Origin of the sequence: Enterobacter sp. GER_MD16_1505_Eko_090 (assembly GCF_003331015.1) — a bacterium.
Taxonomy (GTDB): Bacteria; Pseudomonadota; Gammaproteobacteria; order Enterobacterales; family Enterobacteriaceae; genus Enterobacter; species Enterobacter roggenkampii.
The window spans coordinates 171,236-189,543 of sequence record NZ_PUQF01000003.1; the positions used below are offsets into that span (position 1 = coordinate 171,236).

General features: G+C 56.2%; 21 protein-coding genes. 11 read left to right on the forward strand and 10 right to left on the reverse strand.

Translation table 11 applies throughout. The annotated features are described in order from the left end of the window. Window positions 1–18 precede the first annotated feature (18 nt). Window positions 19–1,614 carry an FAD-NAD(P)-binding protein gene (locus C6A40_RS04855; protein WP_045336074.1) on the forward strand — a complete coding sequence of 532 codons (1,596 nt, stop codon included), beginning with the start codon at window positions 19–21 and terminating at the stop codon, window positions 1,612–1,614. Between the two features lie 28 nt (window positions 1,615–1,642). Here the strand turns inward: C6A40_RS04855 and C6A40_RS04860 are convergent, their stop codons facing one another. Beyond that, complete coding sequence (locus C6A40_RS04860) at window positions 1,643–2,278, reverse strand: carbonic anhydrase (RefSeq protein ID WP_023292639.1); 636 nt, start codon at window positions 2,276–2,278, stop codon at window positions 1,643–1,645. Window positions 2,279–2,350: 72 nt separating this feature from the next. Next, window positions 2,351–3,133: an MBL fold metallo-hydrolase gene (locus tag C6A40_RS04865; RefSeq protein WP_045336076.1), complete on the reverse strand. Its 783-nt coding sequence runs from the start codon at window positions 3,131–3,133 to the stop codon at window positions 2,351–2,353. Window positions 3,134–3,258: 125 nt separating this feature from the next. Here C6A40_RS04865 and C6A40_RS04870 point away from each other — a divergent pair, with 125 nt between their 5' ends. Further along, window positions 3,259–3,399, forward strand: coding sequence for a hypothetical protein (locus tag C6A40_RS04870; protein WP_008500607.1), 141 nt, complete (start codon window positions 3,259–3,261; stop codon window positions 3,397–3,399). A gap of 45 nt (window positions 3,400–3,444) precedes the next feature. On the opposite strand, the gene C6A40_RS04875 is transcribed toward C6A40_RS04870, so the two are convergent. Together C6A40_RS04875 and C6A40_RS25080 are read right to left on the reverse strand one after the other, a co-directional pair. After that, window positions 3,445–4,851, reverse strand: a complete 1,407-nt coding sequence (locus C6A40_RS04875; protein ID WP_045336078.1) for a DUF1996 domain-containing protein — start codon at window positions 4,849–4,851, stop codon at window positions 3,445–3,447. A 144-nt stretch (window positions 4,852–4,995) separates the two neighbouring features. Continuing rightward, entirely contained in the window at window positions 4,996–5,163 is a 168-nt protein-coding gene (locus tag C6A40_RS25080) for a hypothetical protein (protein WP_008500610.1), read from the reverse strand. Window positions 5,164–5,408: 245 nt separating this feature from the next. On the opposite strand from C6A40_RS25080, the gene C6A40_RS04880 reads away from it, so the two are divergent. Genes C6A40_RS04880 through C6A40_RS04895 form a run of 4 tightly spaced genes read left to right on the forward strand, consistent with a single transcriptional unit; the run spans window position 5,409 to window position 8,502 of the window. Further along, the gene (locus tag C6A40_RS04880) at window positions 5,409–6,239 is read left to right on the forward strand and encodes an ABC transporter substrate-binding protein (RefSeq protein WP_021241119.1); all 831 of its coding nucleotides are present in this window, start codon (window positions 5,409–5,411) and stop codon (window positions 6,237–6,239) included. A gap of 1 nt (window position 6,240) precedes the next feature. Then, window positions 6,241–7,056, forward strand: coding sequence for an amino acid ABC transporter ATP-binding protein (locus C6A40_RS04885; RefSeq protein ID WP_045336080.1), 816 nt, complete (start codon window positions 6,241–6,243; stop codon window positions 7,054–7,056). After that, entirely contained in the window at window positions 7,056–7,832 is a 777-nt protein-coding gene (locus tag C6A40_RS04890; protein WP_045336082.1) for an amino acid ABC transporter permease, read from the forward strand. Before C6A40_RS04885 ends, C6A40_RS04890 begins: the two co-directional genes overlap by 1 nt. Continuing rightward, the gene (locus C6A40_RS04895) at window positions 7,816–8,502 is read left to right on the forward strand and encodes an amino acid ABC transporter permease (protein ID WP_032674617.1); all 687 of its coding nucleotides are present in this window, start codon (window positions 7,816–7,818) and stop codon (window positions 8,500–8,502) included. Before C6A40_RS04890 ends, C6A40_RS04895 begins: the two co-directional genes overlap by 17 nt. On the opposite strand, the gene fumD is transcribed toward C6A40_RS04895, so the two are convergent. The 4 genes from fumD to C6A40_RS04915 all read right to left on the reverse strand — a co-directional run bounded on the left by fumD (window position 8,483) and on the right by C6A40_RS04915 (window position 11,447). Then, complete coding sequence (fumD, locus tag C6A40_RS04900; protein WP_008500615.1) at window positions 8,483–8,692, reverse strand: fumarate hydratase FumD; 210 nt, start codon at window positions 8,690–8,692, stop codon at window positions 8,483–8,485. The genes C6A40_RS04895 and fumD overlap by 20 nt on opposite strands. A 110-nt stretch (window positions 8,693–8,802) precedes the next feature. Then, window positions 8,803–9,615 carry a MetQ/NlpA family ABC transporter substrate-binding protein gene (locus C6A40_RS04905; RefSeq protein ID WP_008500616.1) on the reverse strand — a complete coding sequence of 271 codons (813 nt, stop codon included), beginning with the start codon at window positions 9,613–9,615 and terminating at the stop codon, window positions 8,803–8,805. Between the two features lie 148 nt (window positions 9,616–9,763). Next, on the reverse strand, window positions 9,764–10,432 hold the full coding sequence (locus C6A40_RS04910; RefSeq protein ID WP_008500617.1) for a methionine ABC transporter permease: 669 nt from the start codon (window positions 10,430–10,432) through the stop codon (window positions 9,764–9,766). Further along, the gene (locus C6A40_RS04915; RefSeq protein WP_045336084.1) at window positions 10,425–11,447 is read right to left on the reverse strand and encodes a methionine ABC transporter ATP-binding protein; all 1,023 of its coding nucleotides are present in this window, start codon (window positions 11,445–11,447) and stop codon (window positions 10,425–10,427) included. The genes C6A40_RS04910 and C6A40_RS04915 overlap by 8 nt, the downstream gene beginning before the upstream one ends. Before the next feature lie 400 nt (window positions 11,448–11,847). Here C6A40_RS04915 and C6A40_RS04920 point away from each other — a divergent pair, with 400 nt between their 5' ends. From C6A40_RS04920 to lpp, 5 genes are all read left to right on the forward strand, one after another. Beyond that, on the forward strand, window positions 11,848–13,218 hold the full coding sequence (locus tag C6A40_RS04920; protein ID WP_032651589.1) for a pyridoxal-phosphate dependent enzyme: 1,371 nt from the start codon (window positions 11,848–11,850) through the stop codon (window positions 13,216–13,218). A gap of 11 nt (window positions 13,219–13,229) precedes the next feature. Then, a complete protein-coding gene (locus C6A40_RS04925; RefSeq protein WP_021241113.1) occupies window positions 13,230–14,375 on the forward strand; it encodes a trans-sulfuration enzyme family protein in 1,146 nt (381 codons plus the stop codon). A gap of 73 nt (window positions 14,376–14,448) precedes the next feature. After that, window positions 14,449–14,745 (forward strand): protein YnhH, encoded by a 297-nt coding sequence (gene ynhH / locus C6A40_RS25590; RefSeq protein ID WP_418251755.1) that lies wholly within the window; start codon window positions 14,449–14,451, stop codon window positions 14,743–14,745. A 7-nt stretch (window positions 14,746–14,752) separates the two neighbouring features. Next, window positions 14,753–16,165, forward strand: a complete 1,413-nt coding sequence (pykF, locus tag C6A40_RS04935) for a pyruvate kinase PykF (RefSeq protein ID WP_045284943.1) — start codon at window positions 14,753–14,755, stop codon at window positions 16,163–16,165. Window positions 16,166–16,474: 309 nt separating this feature from the next. Then, entirely contained in the window at window positions 16,475–16,711 is a 237-nt protein-coding gene (gene lpp / locus C6A40_RS04940; protein WP_001082307.1) for a murein lipoprotein Lpp, read from the forward strand. Window positions 16,712–16,771: 60 nt separating this feature from the next. Here the strand turns inward: lpp and ldtE are convergent, their stop codons facing one another. Together ldtE and sufE are read right to left on the reverse strand one after the other, a co-directional pair. Next, the gene (gene ldtE / locus C6A40_RS04945; protein WP_045336088.1) at window positions 16,772–17,785 is read right to left on the reverse strand and encodes a L,D-transpeptidase LdtE; all 1,014 of its coding nucleotides are present in this window, start codon (window positions 17,783–17,785) and stop codon (window positions 16,772–16,774) included. Between the two features lie 97 nt (window positions 17,786–17,882). Further along, a complete protein-coding gene (gene sufE, locus C6A40_RS04950) occupies window positions 17,883–18,299 on the reverse strand; it encodes a cysteine desulfuration protein SufE (protein WP_008500626.1) in 417 nt (138 codons plus the stop codon). Between the last annotated feature and the right edge of the window lie 9 nt (window positions 18,300–18,308).

An 18,308-nucleotide genomic window follows, 5' to 3' on the forward strand; every position in this document is an offset into this window, starting at 1 on the left:
AACACAGGAAACGTGTTGATGAAGAAGATCGCGATTATCGGCTCCGGCCCCACGGGAATTTACACCTTTTATCATCTGCTTAATAACAATACCCCACTCTCCGTTTCCGTCTTTGAACAGGCCGATGAAGCTGGCGTGGGCATGCCCTATAACGATGACGATAATTCCCGGCTGATGCTGGCGAACATTGCGAGCATTGAAATCCCGCCCATTTTTATGACCTACCTCGACTGGCTTAAGGAGCAAAGCGACGACCATCTGGCGCGTTTTAAAGTTGATAAAGCCAGCCTGCACGATCGGCAGTTCCTGCCCAGGCTCCTGTTGGGAGAGTATTTTCGCGACAGCTTTCGTTCAATCGTAAAAGAGGCGAAAAAGCTGGGGTTCCAGGTTGAGGTCCATGAATCCGCGAAGATAACGGACATCAACCCTTCGACAACCGGCGTGACGATTTCGGTCAATGACCGCACATTAGCGGATAAATTCGACCTGGCGGTTATTGCCACCGGCCACGTCTGGCCAGAGGAGGATGAAGCCACGCGCACGTTCTTCCCAAGCCCGTGGTCCGGCCTGATGGACGCCCGCATTCCCCCTTGCCGCGTGGGCATTATGGGCACCTCGTTGAGCGGTCTGGACGCGGCTATGGCGGTGGTGATGCAGCACGGCGAGTTTCGTGACGGTAAATTCATCCTCGACAGCGGCAGCGAAGGGTTAAACATTACGCTGATGTCCCGGACGGGCATTCTGCCGGAAGCCGATTTTTACTGCCCCATCCCTTATGAACCGCTGTCGGTATTGACCGAATTCGTAGTGGAAAGCGAGATAGCCAAAGGACCGGATGGCCTGCTTGACCGAGTCTTTGCCCTGATGGTGAAAGAGCTTGAACTCGCCGACCCGGCGTGGTGCGAGAAAATGTCTCTGCATACGCTGAATGCGGACACCATTCGTGAGGCCTGGTTTGAGGATCGTAAGCGCCACGGGCCCTTTACCTGGGCGGAAGAGAATCTCAACGAGGTTGAACGCAATAAACGCGAACGGCGCACCGTGGCCTGGCGCTATACCGTCCTTCGACTGCATGAGGTGGTTCAGGAGATTGTGCCCCACCTCAACGAAGAGGACAGAGAGCGCTTTAAGCAGGGCCTCGCCCGCGTGTTTATCGACAACTATGCCGCCATCCCGCCGCAGTCTATCCGCAGGCTGCTTGCGCTTCGCGAGGCCGGCATCATTAGCGTGGCGGCGCTCGGCGATGATTACACGCTTGATGCCGGCAGCGATCGGACAGTCATCACCACACAAGAGACCGTTTATCGTTTCGACGTCTTTATTGATGCGCGCGGGCAAAAGCCGCTTAAAACAAACGATCTGCCTTTCCCATCGCTGCGCAGACAGCTTGAGGAGACGGGCGATGAGATCCCCGACATCGGCGAGGATTACACGTTAAAAGCGCCAGAAACGGTTCGTGGGCGCATCGCCTTCGGTGCAATACCGTGGCTGATGCACGATCGTCCCTTCGTTCAGGGGCTGGCAGAGTGTGCGGAGATTGCAGAAGCGATGGCGAAGGCGGCTGAAAAACCGGCCTCAGGTATACGGCGTCGGTTACCGTACGTGGAGAACTGACAGGGCTTCCATGCCCTGCAACGCGAGATTATTCGAAGAACACTTCCGGGTTTTCCGACAGCGAGACGAAGGTTTTCGTCGCTTTATCCAGGGCGAGAATTTTGCCGCTTTCAATGTCGTATACCCAGCCGTGCAGGCGAAGCGAGTTATTACGCAGGCCCACCGCGACGGACGGGTGGGTCTTGATGTTGCTGAGCTGCGCAAAGACGTTTTCCTGCACCATCGCATTCACTTTATCGATCGGCTTATCCCAGCTTTTTTTCTCTACCACGGCTTTTGCCGCGTCGGAATAGCGCAGCCAGTGCGATACAGCAGGCATCGGCTCCAGGTTCGCGTTATCGGCAATCGCCTTCATCGCGCCGCAGTTGGAGTGGCCGCAGATCACGATGTCGGTCACGCCCAGCGCCACTACCGCGTACTCGATAGTGGCAGAGACGCCGCCTGGCTCCGGCCCGAACGGTGGAACAATGTTGCCAGCATTACGAATAACAAAGAGTTGTCCCGGCTCTTGCTGGGTGACCAGTTCAGGGACCAGACGGCTGTCGGAGCAGGAGATAAACAGCGCTTTGGGATTCTGGCTGGACGCTAAACTGCGAAAGAGCTCTTTACGTTGCGGGAAAATCTCTTTTTGAAAGCTGAGAAAACCTTCAATGATATGTTGCATAGCAATTTCTCTTTTATCTGTTTTCGTTTAGGCATGATCGAGATCACACTCGCAAAGTTTACCCACCGTGCTTCACTTGAGACAAGCAATATATTTCTGGCCCGACCGCTGCACGATGTCATCGGCGTTTGCCGGAATGTTCTGCCCTTCGAACGCGCCGTAAAGACGGGCGAACGATTTTCCCGCCAGGCGCCGGGTAACGTCCTCAACCGTACGGGCAGGCAGCGGAAGCATATTCGGGTAGCTCCACATGAACGACACGGCCTCTTTCCCTGGGGTCACCTGCAAAATGTCTCCCGCCAGTAAAACGCCCTCGCCCTCCTGCCAGTGCAGTACCGTTCCGCCCGCAAAATGCCCGCCGAGACGCAGCAGCGTAACCGACGGTACTATCTCCAGCGCATCGCCCTCCCAGAAATGAATCGCCGGGCTGTCGCGCATCACCCATTCGCTATCGCTCACGTGCAGATAGACCGGCGCGTCGAAAGCCGCGGCCCACTCCTGCATCGTGGTGTAATAGTGCGGATGCGAAATCGCAATCGCGCGAAGGCCGCCGAGTGCGGCGATGAGCGTTTGGGTTGCAGGATCAAGGTTGGCGATGCAGTCCCAGAGAATGTTACCGTGGGGGGTACGCAGGAGGAGTGCCCGCTGGTTAATGGCAAAAGCGGGTACCGTCTTGATACTGAATAACTGCGGCTCCAGCTGCTGCCATTTGTTGGCGTGTGTCGCCGTTACCGTCGCGTAATCGATCCACGCCTGGCCGCTGGCCGGAACATACTGACGTTCATCCTCGCAAATGGCACATCTCTCCGGCGTTCCCTCATAGGAAGTACCGCAGGTTCTACAGAGTGTAATCATGAGCGCTCCTCAGTGATAAAGCACTGAGTATGGCAGGGATTATCCTTATGTGCTGCGAGGTACATTGCTGGCGTTTTTTACCCTATACTGTGCCAGTATCAAAAACCGAACAGAGCAGGTGCAACATGGAAATTGATCTCGATAACTTAGTTTTTAACGGTCTGGATGAAGCGGAAGAGCGAAACGCAGAACGTCTGGACGATGCGGATAAAAAAGCGCAGGCGATTATTGCCGACGACGACTGCGGCGACGCCTGCAAGATCTGATAAAAAAGCACCGGAAAACCGGTGCTTTTTTCATTGCGGGGAAGATTACAGCTCAGGCGTCTTTTTAAACCCCGTTAGCATCAGAACCAGGCTTTCTGATGAAGACGCCGGTTCGAACTGGTAATGATTCCCCTGGCGGTCACCGCCGATATACCACGAGATTTCGGTTTTTCCTTCCGCCAGCGCCTTGCGCACGGCTTTGTCCACGTTCACCATCCGGTATTCACGAGAATGGTTCAGATAGAGCACTGCGTCGGAGCGATACTTACAGGCCGGACGCGAGGCCCATCTTACGGTAGCAGGATCCCAGTCATTGCTGGCCGGATAGAAGAAGATCTGATCGGCACCGTTAGTTTCCACTTTGCCGCCATAAATCCGCACGCGGTACGTAAACTGCGAAGGATCCTGCCCGGCAGGCAGAGGGGGAATGTGGAACTTCACCAGCGACAGCGTTTCGCTGTTTTTCGTGCGCCCCCCGTTCTGCCAGTTATCCTGCACCAGTAAAACCTGCGGTTCGGGCTGGGAGAGGTCTGGCTCCAGGCTGCTGAGCCAGACGTTGGCCTTCGCTCTGGAATAACCATACGGGACGGTGGTGCCACAATCTAACCCGCGGTTCATGCACAGGTCAGTCATAAAGCGCGCGGCGTCTTCCGTCCAGCCGTTCATAAAATCTGCATGCGCCGTATACAGGCTACCCCACCGCTCTTCTCGCTCATCGCCGTGCATGATGGGGTCCATGGAGAGCTGCACTTTGCTGGTATCAAGCGAGCTAATCGTCGGGAGTACGTAAGCAATGTTCATGTTCACGGTGGGAATTTTCACCGGGAAGGTGGACGGGCACTGCCCCTTGACGTCGTAGGTGGCGTTAATCAGACCATGGGCAGGCTTCAGGTTCACTCCATCCCAGCAGTTAGGAAACTGAATGCCGATATTAAACTGCACGGCATCGTTCGCCTTGCGCAAGCCGCAGACCTCACCGGTTTTGGTGGTGTAACCCTTGCCGTTGGCACATAAAAAGGTGATATGTGGATTCGGCGCACTACCGTGATGGTCGCCCGCCAGCAGCGACAGCCCCGCCGGGAAAGGGTGTAGCGGCCAGGCGTCCACGTTCGATGCCTGATAATAGGTTTTTTGATACGCCGGTTTGACGACCGTGCCGTCAGGCAGGCGAAGCGAAGGTGCCCAGTAGGCAGAGCTGTCGGCTTTGTTATCGCAGGTGGTCTTTTCATCCCGGCGCAGGGATTCACGGCTGGAGTCAGCATCCGTTTGCACGTTGCCGAAGAAGTCGTGCAGCATGGCCTCGTTGGGCATGCCGTACATCATAATGGCGTCATCGCCAAGGGTATGGGAATAGCCGCAAACAACATGCGCCTGCGGTGCGGCGTGTGCCGCATGAATTGTGAAAAGTAGCGCAGGGACAGAAAGCGCGCGTGTTAACGTGGTCCGTTTCATCATTTTCTCCATGACTGAAAGGACACATTGGTAACAAAAGCGGGCTAATTAACCGAATGATTCAGAGCGTACTTTTCCGTCTTTTGAGGCTTTACAGACGTCACGCACACCTCATTCCAGTACGTTTCGCGCGTGCGGCGCAGTTCAGCGTGGCGTTTTATCATGGAACCACTCCGGGTCAATGTTGGCAACGTCTACGCCATACAGGCTGGCGACAGGCAGTATCGACTCAAGAACACGTTGCGCGCTGTTCTCAGCATTCGCTGGTCGGGTCGCAAAAAACCGCCGTAACGTGCTGATCCATTTTTTCATCGTTTTACCCTCTCTCGCCGTATCTGCCTTCAGTTAAGCACCCCACTCCCGTGCAGGGGAAATACCAAAATCCACTGTCGATGTGCAGGATCTGCAAATAGCGCCCCGTCCTTTTCACGCTTCATTAACACCTTGTTCACTAATGCTTTTTTGCTCATAGCAAAGAACGATTTCTTATTTGGCGATAGCTTTCCCTTATGGGAGCGTAACGGGGTAAAACAAAAACAACGGGATGGCGTATGACTATGGCAGCAAAAATGAAAGGGTTTAAAAAACGGACGCTGGTTCTGGGCGTAGTGGCAGCCTGGGGCCTGTTTTCAGCGCAGGCGCAGGCCGATCAGCTGGCGGATATCAAGGCAGCAGGGGTGGTGAAAGTCGCCACGTTTGATGCCAACCCGCCGTTTGGCTCGATTGATGCCAAAACGCATGAGATCGTGGGTTACGACGTGGACTTTGCCAAAGCGCTGGCAACATCGCTCGGCGTGAAGCTTGAACTGGTTGCCACCAATCCGGCCAACCGCATTCCGCTGCTGCAGTCCGGCAAAGCCGACCTGATTGTGGCGGATATCACCATCACGCCGGAACGCGCGCAGGTGATTGATTTCTCGACGCCTTACTTCGTTACCGGCCAGCAGTTCCTCGTTCCGGCGAAATCTCCGGACAAGCTCGATGACTACAGCCGGGCGCGCATTGGCGCGGTCAAAGGCACGACGGGCGAGCAGGCGCTGCACCAGCGCTTCCCGCAGTCCCGCGTCCTCTCTTATGACGATATTCCGCTGGCGCTGACCGCGCTGCGCAACGGCAACGTACAGGCCATCACTCAGGACAGCACCATTCTGGCCGGTCTGCTGGCGCAGGCGCCGGATAAAGCCAACTTCAAAATCCTGCCCGACCTGCTGAGCAAAGAAGAGATTGGCGTCGGGGTGAAAAAAGGTGAAACGGCGCTGCTGAAAGCCGTCAACGATGAGCTGGTCAATCTCGAGAAGAACGGCCAGGCGGCTAAAATCTACGACGTCTGGTTTGGTCCAGGCACCCCAGCCCCACAGCCTCGCGCCTTTAAAATAGAAGCTAAGTAATATGCTCTCAGGTTTATTTTCCCACTCCGCGGCCGGTGCCGCGGATTTTTCACATCTGGAACAGGCCAGCGTCGAGTTTCGCCACGTGGACAAACGCTACGGTGACCATCAGGTTTTGAACGACATTAACCTCACTATCACGCCCGGTGAAGTGGTTGCCATCCTCGGCCCGTCGGGTTCCGGTAAATCCACCCTGATTCGTCTTATCAACCAGCTTGAACCCCTGAGCGGCGGGGAGATCCTGGTCGACAACAAGCCTACCGGCAGGCTCTCCGGTAGCGGGCTGCGCCAGCTGCGAAGCCGCGTGGGGTTTGTGTTTCAGCAGTTCAATCTTTATGCCCACCTCACCGCCAGCCAGAACATCACCCTGGCGCTTGAGCACGTCCACGGCTGGAAGCCGCTGCCCGCTCAGGCGCGCGCGCTGGCCCTGCTGGAGAAAGTCGGGATGCTGGAAAAAGCCCACCATTACCCGGCTGAGCTTTCCGGTGGACAGCAGCAGCGGGTGGCGATTGCCCGCGCCCTGGCCTCGTCACCGCAAATCATTCTCTTTGACGAGCCGACGTCGGCACTCGATCCCGAGATGATTGGTGAAGTGCTGTTTGTGATGAAAGCCCTCGCCCACAGCGGGATCACGATGATCGTGGTGACCCACGAGATGCAGTTTGCCCGGGAAATCGCCGACCGGATTGTCTTTATCGACGGCGGGCAAATTCTGGAAACCGCGCCGCCGGCGCAGTTTTTCAGCCAGCCATCGCATCCGCGCGCGCAGCGGTTCCTGCAAAAGGTGCTGGACCCGCTGCATCAGGAGCATCTGTAATGCCCGCGCTCGACTGGCAGGGAGTACTGGCCGGACAGCCTCTGCAGTGGATACTTTCCGGATTTCTCACCACCCTGTGGGTGACGCTGGCGGGGATCGCGCTGGCCAGCCTGCTCGCACTGCTCTTTATGCTCCTGCGCCTTTCAGGCGGACGCGTCGGGAAAGCGATCGTCAGCGGCTGGGTATCGCTGTTTCGCAATACGCCGCTGCTGGTGCAGCTGCTGTTCTGGTATTTTGCCGCCTGGAACGGGCTGCCGCAGGCGTTTCGCGACGCGGTCAACGCCGATCACAGCTGGTCCATTCTGCCCGGCGACGTCTGGTGGTTTACGCCCGAATTTTTATGTTCTGCCTGGGGGCTGGGCGTATTTACCTCGGCGTTTTTAATCGAAGAAGTGGAATCTGGCTTGCGGTCTGTGTCAGCCGGGCAACGGGAGGCGGCGCTCGCCCAGGGTTTCTCTACGTGGCGCGTGTTTCGCTACATCCTGCTGCCGCAGGGGCTGGCTAACGCCTGGCAGCCGGTTGTGGGACAGTATCTCAACCTGATGAAGCTCTCCTCGCTCGCCAGCGGGATTGGCTTCGCCGAGCTCACCTATCAGGTCAGGCAGATCGAAAGCTATAACGCGCACGCGCTGGAGGCATTTACCCTCGGTACCGCACTCTATCTCCTGACCGGTCTGGTCATGGGAATGGTGCTGGTTCGCCTTGGGCCGCAGGCGAAACGTAAACGTCCGATCGTCGCTACCGCAGGGAGTGAAAAACATGATTGCCGGACTTAATGTCATCACCGATAACCTCGATTATCTGCTGTGGGGACGCGCGGCAGCCGGTGAACCGGGGGGCGTGTTGCTCTCGCTGATGATGGCGACTGGAGCAGCCGTTATCGCCCTGCCCGCGGGGATTGCGCTCGCGTGCCTGGCCTGGCGCTTTACCGGGCTCGTGCGCAAAGCCCTCTTTTTATGGGCAGAGCTGATTCGCGGGATCCCGCTCATCTTCGTGATTTTCTGGATGTGGTATCTCCTGCCGCTCATCACCGGGGGCGATCTGCCGGGAGCGCTGACCGTCACGCTGGCGCTGGCCTGGTTTACGGCGGCCACCGTGATGCACTCGGTGCTGGCCGGGCTGAGCGCGCTGCCGACCGGGCAGTACGAAGCCGCGCTGTCACAGGGATTCAGCACGCAGCAAACCCTGAGGCGCGTGCTGCTGCCGCAGGCGCTGGGGAATATTTTGCCGTCTCTGGTGGGGATTTTTATCAGCCTGCTGAAGGATACGTCGCTGGCGTTTATCGTGAACGTCCCGGAGCTGACCACGGTGGCGGGACAGGTCAACAACCGGGTGCAAATCTACCCGGCGGCCATTTTTATCTTTACGGGCGTGGTCTATTACCTGCTCTGCTGCTCGCTTGAGCAGCTTGCGAAGCGCTGGCGCCTTACCCGGCCAGCGCTTTAACCACCGTTTCCATCGCTTCGGTTGTCAATTCACTGCGTTTCACGCGCTGGTTCGCCAGCGCGGTACGCAGAACACCGGCAATGACAATATGCTTTGGCTCCTGCCCTAAATCACGCATCTCAAGCACCACCTTTCCGACCACCCGGCACATCTCCTGGTACAGCGCTTCATCTTTGGTCACGTTACCCATCGTCATCACTCCATTGCCTGTTAAACGTTGAGCTTAAATGATTCTCCTGCCGGATACAAAAAAGAAGCCCGGCGAGAGACTCGCCGGGCTTCATCTGTAAAATCAGTCAATTAGTTGTTTACTGGAATGACCGCGCCTTTGTACTTGGTGCGGATCCAGTCCTGAATCTCTTTCGAGTGCAGCACGTTCACCAGCGCGACGATGTCTTTCTTCTTCTCGTCACCGCGATGCACGGTAATGATGTTAGCGTACGGGTTGTTTTCACCGCTCTCTACCGCAATCGGGTCATGAACCGGATCCAGACCGGCGTCAATCGCGTAGTTGGCGTTAATCACCACCGCGTCGCCTTCGTTATTGTTGTACATCTGCGGCAGCAGAGACGCTTCCACGTTAGGCGTAAACTTCAGTTTTTTCGGGTTCTCGACGATGTCGCTGATGCGCGCGGTGACTTTATCGATGCCCGGCTTCAGCTTGATCACGCCCTCTTTCTCGAAGATGGAAAGAATACGCCCCTCTTCCGAAACCGCGTCACGCATGATGATCTTGCCACCTTCCGGCAGGTCTTTCAGCGACTTGTATTTTTTGGAGTAGATGCCGATTGGCTCAATGTGGATCGCGCCCGCACTGACAAAATCGTAGTCTTTATCGCCCGCATGATCTTTCAGCACGCTGTTCAGGTAAGGAATGTGCTGGAAATAGTTCGCGTCGATGTCATGACCCGCCAGCGCGGTGTTCGGCAGAATGTAGTCCTGGAACGGTTTAATCTCCAGGTCGATACCCTGCTTCGCCAGAATCGGCTTTGCCTGCTCCAGAATTTCCGCATGCGGCGTGTTGGACGCGCCCACGGTCAGGGTGTCGGCCCAGGAGGCGAAGCTCAGGGCGCTCAGGGTTGCTGCGGCGATCAGTGTCAGTGTCTTTTTCATGATGTGGTTCCTGTGTGTTGTTGTTACCCTAAATAGTTCGAGCCACAGGAAGGCGGCAAGTGAGTGAATCCCCAGGAGCTTACATACAGTAAGTGACTGGGGTGAACGAATGCAGCCAACGCGCCTGAGGCTCGAAATATGACGGGTATTAGCGTTTATCTAACAGTGAAGTAATGACATCGCCGCAGAACTGGATAATGAAAACGATGATCAGAATGGTCACCGTTGCCACCAGCGTGACGTCACCATGGTTGCGCTGGAATCCTTCCAGATAAGCCAGATTTCCCAAACCACCGGCGCCAATCACCCCCGCCATGGCGCTGTAGCTCACCAGCGCAATCAGCGTCACCGTAATACCCGATACCAGTGCAGGTGATGATTCCGGCAGTAAAACCCGAAATACGAGCGTGCTCAGTCGTGCACCCATCGAGCGCGTCGCTTCAATCACGCCTTTATCCACTTCACGCAGGGCGATCTCCACCAGGCGTGCGTAGAACGGTGCGGCCCCCACAATCAGGGCCGGCAGCGCCGCGTTGGCGCCAAGAATGGTGCCGACAACGGTCTTGGTGAACGGGATCAGCAGCACAATCAAAATGATGAACGGAATCGAGCGGAACACGTTCACCACAATCGAAATGACGCTATACACCGTGCGGTTGTGGAACAGTCCGCCGCGCGCGGTTAAAAACAGCGCCAGACCCAGCACGATGCCCAGGACGAAAGTTGCCACGCCGGACAGCGCGGTCATGTACAGCGTCTCCAGCGTCGCCGCCCAGAGCTGATCCCACTTGAGATGCGGAAAGAGATTCTCAGCCATGTTTAATCACCTCGCCTTCAATATCGCTGTGCTGCAGGTCGGCGAGGATATTGTTCAGTTGTTCATCAGATGCCACGACGTGCACCCAGAGCTGACCAAACACGCCGTGAGCGGTTTGGGTCATTTTTCCGTGCAGAATGTTAAACGGCAGGCCGTAGCGCAGCGTGAGCTCACCCACAATCGGTTTATGCGTGCTGTGCCCGGTAAAGGTCAGCCTGATGACCGTCCCTTCCAGTTCGTTTGCCAGTTCGGTATTGAACGTTTCTTCTTCAGCGTACTGGCTCACCTGACGGACAAACTGCTGCGTAATCGGCTGCTGCGGATGGGAAAAGACGCTCAGCACGTCGCCCTCTTCCACCACTTTACCGTTCTCCATCACCGCCACGCGGTCGCAGATTTTGCGCACCACGTGCATCTCGTGCGTGATCAGCACGATGGTCAGCCTGAAACGACGGTTAATATCCAGCAGCAGATCGAGGATCTGATCGGTGGTCTGCGGGTCAAGCGCGGAGGTGGCTTCATCGCAGAGCAGCACATCCGGGCGATTAGCCAGCGCACGAGCAATGCCCACGCGCTGCTTTTGCCCACCGCTCAGCTGTGATGGGTAGGCATGCTCGCGACCTTTCAGGCCAACGAGTTCAATAAGCTCGGCCACGCGGGCCTTAATGTCGGCTTTCGGTACGCCGGCAATTTGCATCGAGAACGCAATATTCTCGCTGACCGTGCGCGACCACAGCAGGTTGAAGTGCTGAAACACCATGCTGATCTTCAGACGCGCCTGGCGCAGGGCTTCACCTTTTGCGGCAGAAATGTTCTGCCCGTTAATGGTTACGCTGCCGCTGCTCGGTTTTTCCAGACCATTCAGCAAGCGAATAAGCGTACTTTTACCTGCGCCGCTGTAACCGATGATCCCGTATATTTGTCCCTGTGCTATCGTCAAATTGACATTATCAACGGCCGTGAGCGCCACCTTTCCGTTGTCAAAAACCTTCGAAATATTGCTGAGAACTATCATTCTTATTCGTTATCCGTGCCGCCCGTGGCGGTTTAGCAGTATGGATGTCCAAACGATAGTAAACAGGCGTTATCAGCTTTTAAATGAACAAAAAAGAATGTGTTATAACTTTGGGGAATAAATAGCGGATTTACCGGGTGGGAAGCATTTAGATGAATTTCAGCAATGATTATCTGCCTGATGTATATCTGCTGGCTGACACCCTGCAAAAACGCTCATTTTTGCAGCATTTTATGCGGATATAGCCATCCTCACATCCAGACAACTTTACGTCTTGCTGTCCTGACATCCAAAAACATCATTTATATTCCTTTCTGTTCTAAAAAGCAGTGAATGGTTCTTTCTTGAGAAAATTTCACCGCCCTATCATCCCGTCATGACATCCAGAAAGGAAAACATCATGACGATTTATCACTCCGTCACTGAACTGATTGGTCGTACCCCGCTGATCCAGCTGCATAAGCTTGATACCGGTCCCTGCTCGCTCTTTCTGAAGCTGGAAAACCAAAATCCGGGCGGGTCGATTAAGGATCGCGTTGCGCTGTCGATGATTAACGAAGCGGAACGTACCGGTAAGCTGCAGCCTGGCGGCACGATAATTGAAGCCACGGCGGGCAATACCGGTCTCGGCCTGGCCCTGATTGCCGCCCAGAAAGGCTACTCGCTAATCCTGGTGGTGCCGGACAAAATGAGCCGCGAGAAGATTTTCCACCTGCGCGCGCTGGGTGCCCAGGTGGTGCTGACCCGCTCCGACGTCAACAAAGGCCATCCTGCCTATTACCAGGATTACGCCCAGCGTCTGGCGAACGAACTGCCGGGCGCGTTTTACATCGACCAGTTCAACAACGAAGCCAACCCGCTGGCGCACCGCACCACCACGGCGCCAGAACTGTATGAACAGCTTGACGGCAGGATCGACGCCATCGTCGTGGGCGTCGGCTCAGGCGGCACGCTGGGCGGCCTGCAGGCGTGGTTCGCCGAGCACTCTCCGCACACGGAATTTGTCCTGGCTGACCCGGCCGGATCCGTTCTCGCCGACCAGGTGGAAACCGGACGCTACCACGACGCGGGCTCCTGGCTGGTTGAGGGAATTGGCGAAGACTTTATTCCTCCGCTGGCCCACATTGAAGGGGTGAATCGCGCCTGGCGCATCACCGACCGCGAAGCGTTCACCACCGCGCGCGAGCTGCTGAAAACGGAAGGCATTCTGGCGGGCTCCTCCAGCGGCACGCTGCTGGCGGCCGCGCTGAAGTATTGCCAGGCGCAGGCCACGCCGAAGCGCGTGGTGACCTTCGCCTGCGACAGCGGCAATAAATATCTCTCGAAGATGTTTAACGACGACTGGATGCGACAGCAGGGGCTCATCACGCGTCCTCAGGCCGGCGATCTCTCCGACTACATCGCCCTGCGCCACGACGAAGGTGCCACCGTCACCGCCGCCCCGGACGACACGCTCTCCACCGTGCTGGCGCGCATGCGTCTGTATGACATCTCCCAGCTGCCGGTGCTGGAGAACGGCAAGGTGGTGGGCATTATCGACGAGTGGGATCTCCTGCGGCATATCGGCGGCGACGGCGATCGCTTCGCGCTGCCGGTGACGGCAGCCATGACGCGTCAGGTCGAGTTCCTTGACAAGCACGCGCCGGAAAGCGCCCTGCACGCCATCTTCGACCGCGGCCTGGTGGCCGTCATTAATGACAACGACCGTTTTCTCGGTCTGATTACGCGCAGCGACGTTCTGACCGCCTGGCGCAACCGTCTACAGCAATAAAGGAATCAATGATGAAAAATCTGGCCACCCTCAGCGTCCACAGCGGCGAATTTAACGACCAGCACGGCGCCGTCATGCCGCCGATTTACGCCACCTCGACGTTTGCGCAACCCGCGCCCGGGGAGCATACCGGCTATGAGTACTCCCGCAGCGGCAACCCCACCCGCCATGCGCTGGAAACCGCCATCGCCGAACTGGAAGGCGGCACGCGCGGCTACGCCTTCGCTTCCGGTCTGGCGGCCATCTCCACGGTGCTCGAACTGCTGGATAAAGACAGCCATATTGTCGCCATTGATGACGTATACGGCGGGACGTACCGCCTGATTGAAAACGTGCGCAAGCGCAGCACCGGGCTGCAGGTCAGCTGGGTCAAACCGGACGACCTGGCCGGGCTCGAGGCCGCCATTCGCCCGGAAACGCGTATGGTCTGGGTCGAAACGCCAACCAACCCGCTGCTGAAGCTGGCCGATCTGGCGGCCATCGCGGCGATCGCCCGTCGCCATAACGTCATCAGCGTGGCGGATAACACCTTCGCGTCGCCGGTGATCCACCGTCCGCTGGAGTCCGGGTTCGATATCGTGGTGCACTCGGCCACTAAATACCTTAACGGCCACTCTGACGTCGTCGCCGGGCTGGCGGTGGTGGGCGATAACAAGGCGCTGGCGGACAAGCTCGGCTATCTGCAAAACGCGGTGGGCGGCGTTCTGGATCCGTTCAGCAGCTTCCTGACGCTGCGCGGTATTCGCACGCTCGCGCTGAGGGTCGAAAAGCACAGCACCAACGCGCTGGCGATTGCGCAATGGCTGGAGCAGCATCCGCTGGTCGAAAACGTGTACTATCCAGGACTGGAATCGCATCCGCAGTACCAGCTTGCCCGCACGCAGATGGCGCTGCCCGGTGGCATGATTTCCGTCGTGGTAAAAGGCGATGCGCAACGCGCCACCGAGGTGATTCGCAACCTGAAGTTGTTCACCCTTGCGGAAAGCCTGGGCGGCGTGGAAAGTCTGGTGAGCCAGCCTTACAGCATGACCCACGCCTCAATTCCGCTTGAGCAACGTCTGGCGAACGGCATTGTGCCGCAGCTGATACGCCTGTCGGTGGGGATTGAAGATCCTAAAGACCTGATTGCCGACCTCAGCCAGGCGCTGCAAAAATAAGCAAAGTGCGGCAGGTCCCTCACCTGCCGCGATAAGTTGTCATCATGGCTTAACGCCTTGATAACAATATTCTGTGAAACAGCACAGATTATTTCTGAAACACCGTTTCCATTTTCCTTTTATCTTAAAATCAGCGTATAATGCGCGCCTAATCCCTGGTGAATGGTTTCAGCGCTTGGAATACAAAAAACAACGTACAACTTCTCCTCTCCTTCGTTGGGCTGTCACTCAGGCACACTTTCTTCTGCACGCTCATTTGATGTCTCCTATCCTTAGTGCGTGTCATATACTCTTTTGCAACACAGGTTTGACTCCGCGGCGGTGCGCCCCCGGAGCGAGATTTCCATATCCTTCCCAACTTAAAGACTAAGACTGTCATGAAAAAGACGAAAATTGTTTGTACTATCGGCCCGAAAACCGAATCTGAAGAGATGCTGAGCAAAATGCTGGACGCCGGCATGAACGTGATGCGTCTGAACTTCTCCCACGGTGACTACGCAGAGCACGGCCAGCGCATCCAGAACTTGCGCAACGTGATGAGCAAGACCGGTAAAAAAGCGGCCATCCTGCTGGATACCAAAGGTCCAGAAATCCGTACCATCAAACTGGAAGGCGGTAACGACGTCTCTCTGAAAGCGGGCCAGACCTTCACCTTCACCACCGACAAATCCGTCGTCGGCAACAGCGAAATCGTTGCAGTGACCTACGAAGGCTTCACCAGCGATCTGTCCGTTGGTAACACCGTGCTGGTCGACGATGGCCTGATCGGTATGGAAGTCACCGCTATCGAAGGCAACAAAGTTATCTGTAAAGTGCTGAACAACGGCGACCTGGGCGAAAACAAAGGCGTTAACCTGCCGGGCGTCTCCATCGCGCTGCCAGCCCTGGCTGAAAAAGACAAACAGGACCTGATCTTCGGCTGCGAGCAAGGCGTTGACTTCGTCGCGGCCTCCTTCATCCGTAAGCGTTCCGACGTGGTTGAAATCCGTGAGCACCTGAAAGCACACGGCGGCGAGAAGATCCAGATCATCTCCAAAATCGAAAACCAGGAAGGCCTGAACAACTTCGACGAAATCCTCGAAGCGTCTGACGGCATCATGGTTGCACGTGGTGACCTGGGCGTTGAAATCCCGGTTGAAGAAGTGATCTTCGCGCAGAAGATGATGATCGAGAAGTGTGTGCGCGCGCGTAAAGTGGTTATCACCGCCACGCAGATGCTGGACTCCATGATCAAAAACCCACGCCCAACCCGCGCTGAAGCAGGCGACGTGGCAAACGCCATTCTCGACGGTACTGACGCAGTAATGCTGTCCGGTGAATCCGCGAAAGGTAAATACCCGCTGGAAGCGGTCGGCATCATGGCGACCATCTGTGAACGTACTGACCGCGTGATGACCAGCCGTCTGGACTTCAACAACGACAGCCGCAAGCTGCGTATCACCGAAGCAGTATGCCGCGGTGCGGTAGAAACTGCTGAGAAACTGGAAGCACCACTGATTGTGGTTGCTACTCAGGGCGGTAAATCTGCGCGCGCCGTGCGTAAATACTTCCCGGATGCGACCATCCTGGCCCTGACCACCAACGAAACCACTGCTCGTCAGCTGGTGCTGAGCAAAGGCGTCGTTGCGCACCTGGTTAAAGAGATCGCCTCTACTGACGATTTCTACATTCAGGGTAAAGCACTGGCTCTGGAAAGCGGTCTGGCACAGAAAGGCGACGTTGTGGTCATGGTTTCTGGCGCCCTGGTACCAAGCGGCACCACCAATACCGCATCTGTTCACGTGCTGTAATAATTCCCGAACGAATTAATTTGGATAAAAAGCGCCCATTGGGCGCTTTTTTTATTCCCGGCATTAGCCAAACGCATTCAAAATGCAAATCGGGTTTTTCTATTTAATTGCGAATTATCTAAGATGAATCCGATGATAAATGCCTTTTTTTCCTTAGATTTTTGCCTGAAAAGGGCTGATTCGGTGCTTCTTTGAGCGAACGATCAAAAATAGGTGTATTCCCATCAAAAAAATATTCTCAACCCAAAAAACTTTGTGTAATACTTGTAACGCTACATGGAGATTAACTCAATCTAGAGGGTATTAATAATGAATCGTACTAAACTGGTACTGGGCGCGGTAATCCTGGGTTCTACTCTGCTGGCTGGTTGCTCCAGCAACGCTAAAATCGATCAGCTGTCTTCTGACGTTCAGACTCTGAACGCTAAAGTTGACCAGCTGAGCAACGACGTGAACGCAATGCGTTCCGACGTTCAGGCTGCTAAAGACGACGCAGCTCGCGCTAACCAGCGTCTGGACAACCAGGCTACTAAATACCGTAAGTAATAGTACCTGTTAATAAAATGGCGCACATTGTGCGCCATTTTTTTTGCCTGCGTCAAACGCCTACTGCGTCACCCTCTCCCCTTCATCTTCCGCCACCGCAGCAGACACCCGGCTGTTCTGCACCGACAACACGCTATTGCTGGCTGACGGGCCGCTACCGGACGACACGATAACCGGGATCCCGGCACGACGTGACAGCGCTTTATCAATCAGCGCCTTATCGCTTCCTGCCTGAGAAACAAAGGCCGCAAAGTCGGCGGAATGGGTAATGGGCGAGACCTGCGGATTTTCCCCTTCTACCTGCGCCAGCGGACGGTGGACCTCAATATAGCGTTTACCATCCGGCTCCACGGAGAACTTCACGGGTTCATTGATAATCTGCACCCGCGTGCCCACCCGCACCTGTTCGAACAGCGCCTTAATGTCCGGGGCGTTCATCCGCATACAGCCAGAGCTGACACGCAGGCCAACGCTGTCCGGCGCGCTGGTGCCATGAATGAGATATTCCCCATTCCCCACGCCTAAACGCAGTGCGAAGCGTCCTAGTGGGTTATTTGGCCCGGCAGGGACCACCGGAGGCAGTTTAATGCCCTGCTCCAGAGAACGTGCTCGTATGCCCGGCGTGGGTGTCCAGGTGGGATTCGGGATCTTCTGGCTCACCCGCGTGGTCGTCACCGGCGTTTCCAGCCCCAGCTGACCAATGCCCAGAGGATAAACCTGAACAATATTTTGCCCCGGCGGGAAGTAGTAGAGCCGAAGCTCAGCAAGATTCACCACAATCCCCTCGCGGGGCGTATCCGGCAACAGCATTTGCGACGGAATGGTAATCACGGTGCCCGGCGCAGGGTTTACCGGCGCAATGGTATTGTTGGTTTCCAGGAGCACCTGCGCCGCCGTATTAAACCGGCGGGCGATGGTCTGCAGCTTATTATCCCCTTCCTGTATCGTGTAGGTTTGATTTTGCCCAATCAGACGACTGCCTGCGGGCGGCAACGGATAGTCCATCGCGCGGGCCGAATGAAGGGCGCCGAGCGAACTGAGGAGTAATAGAGTAATGAGAGACGCGCGCTTCATGCTGAGATTCCTTATTCACTGACAGAACGCCAGAAAGCTGAAAAACCAGCGAGGCGGGAACCACCTCGCGAAACAGAATGAATGCTGTTCTGTAAGTCTAGCTAAGGATTGCAGCTTTGGCGCGAATGGCGCGAATCATCGCTTCCAGTCCCTGTGAACGGGACGGGGTGAGGTGTTGGGTTAAGGCCATTTTTTCAAACCACGGACGAACATCGAACGCGACGATATCCTGCGCCGACATCTGCTGGTAAAGGCTAAAGACGACCGCAATAAGCCCTTTTACAATGGCGGCATCGCTGTCGCCGCGCAATTCGATCGTGCCGTCATCCGACTGCGCCATCACAATCCACACCTGGCTCTGGCAGCCCTGAATACTGTTCTCCGGGCTGTGCGCCTCTTCACCGAGCGGCGGCAAACGCTGTCCCAGCTCGATGATATAGAGATACTTCTCTTCCCAGTTTGCGCAACGCGAGAAGTTGCGCAGTAATTTATCTTTGTCCGGCAGCTCTGCCATCTTTCGCCT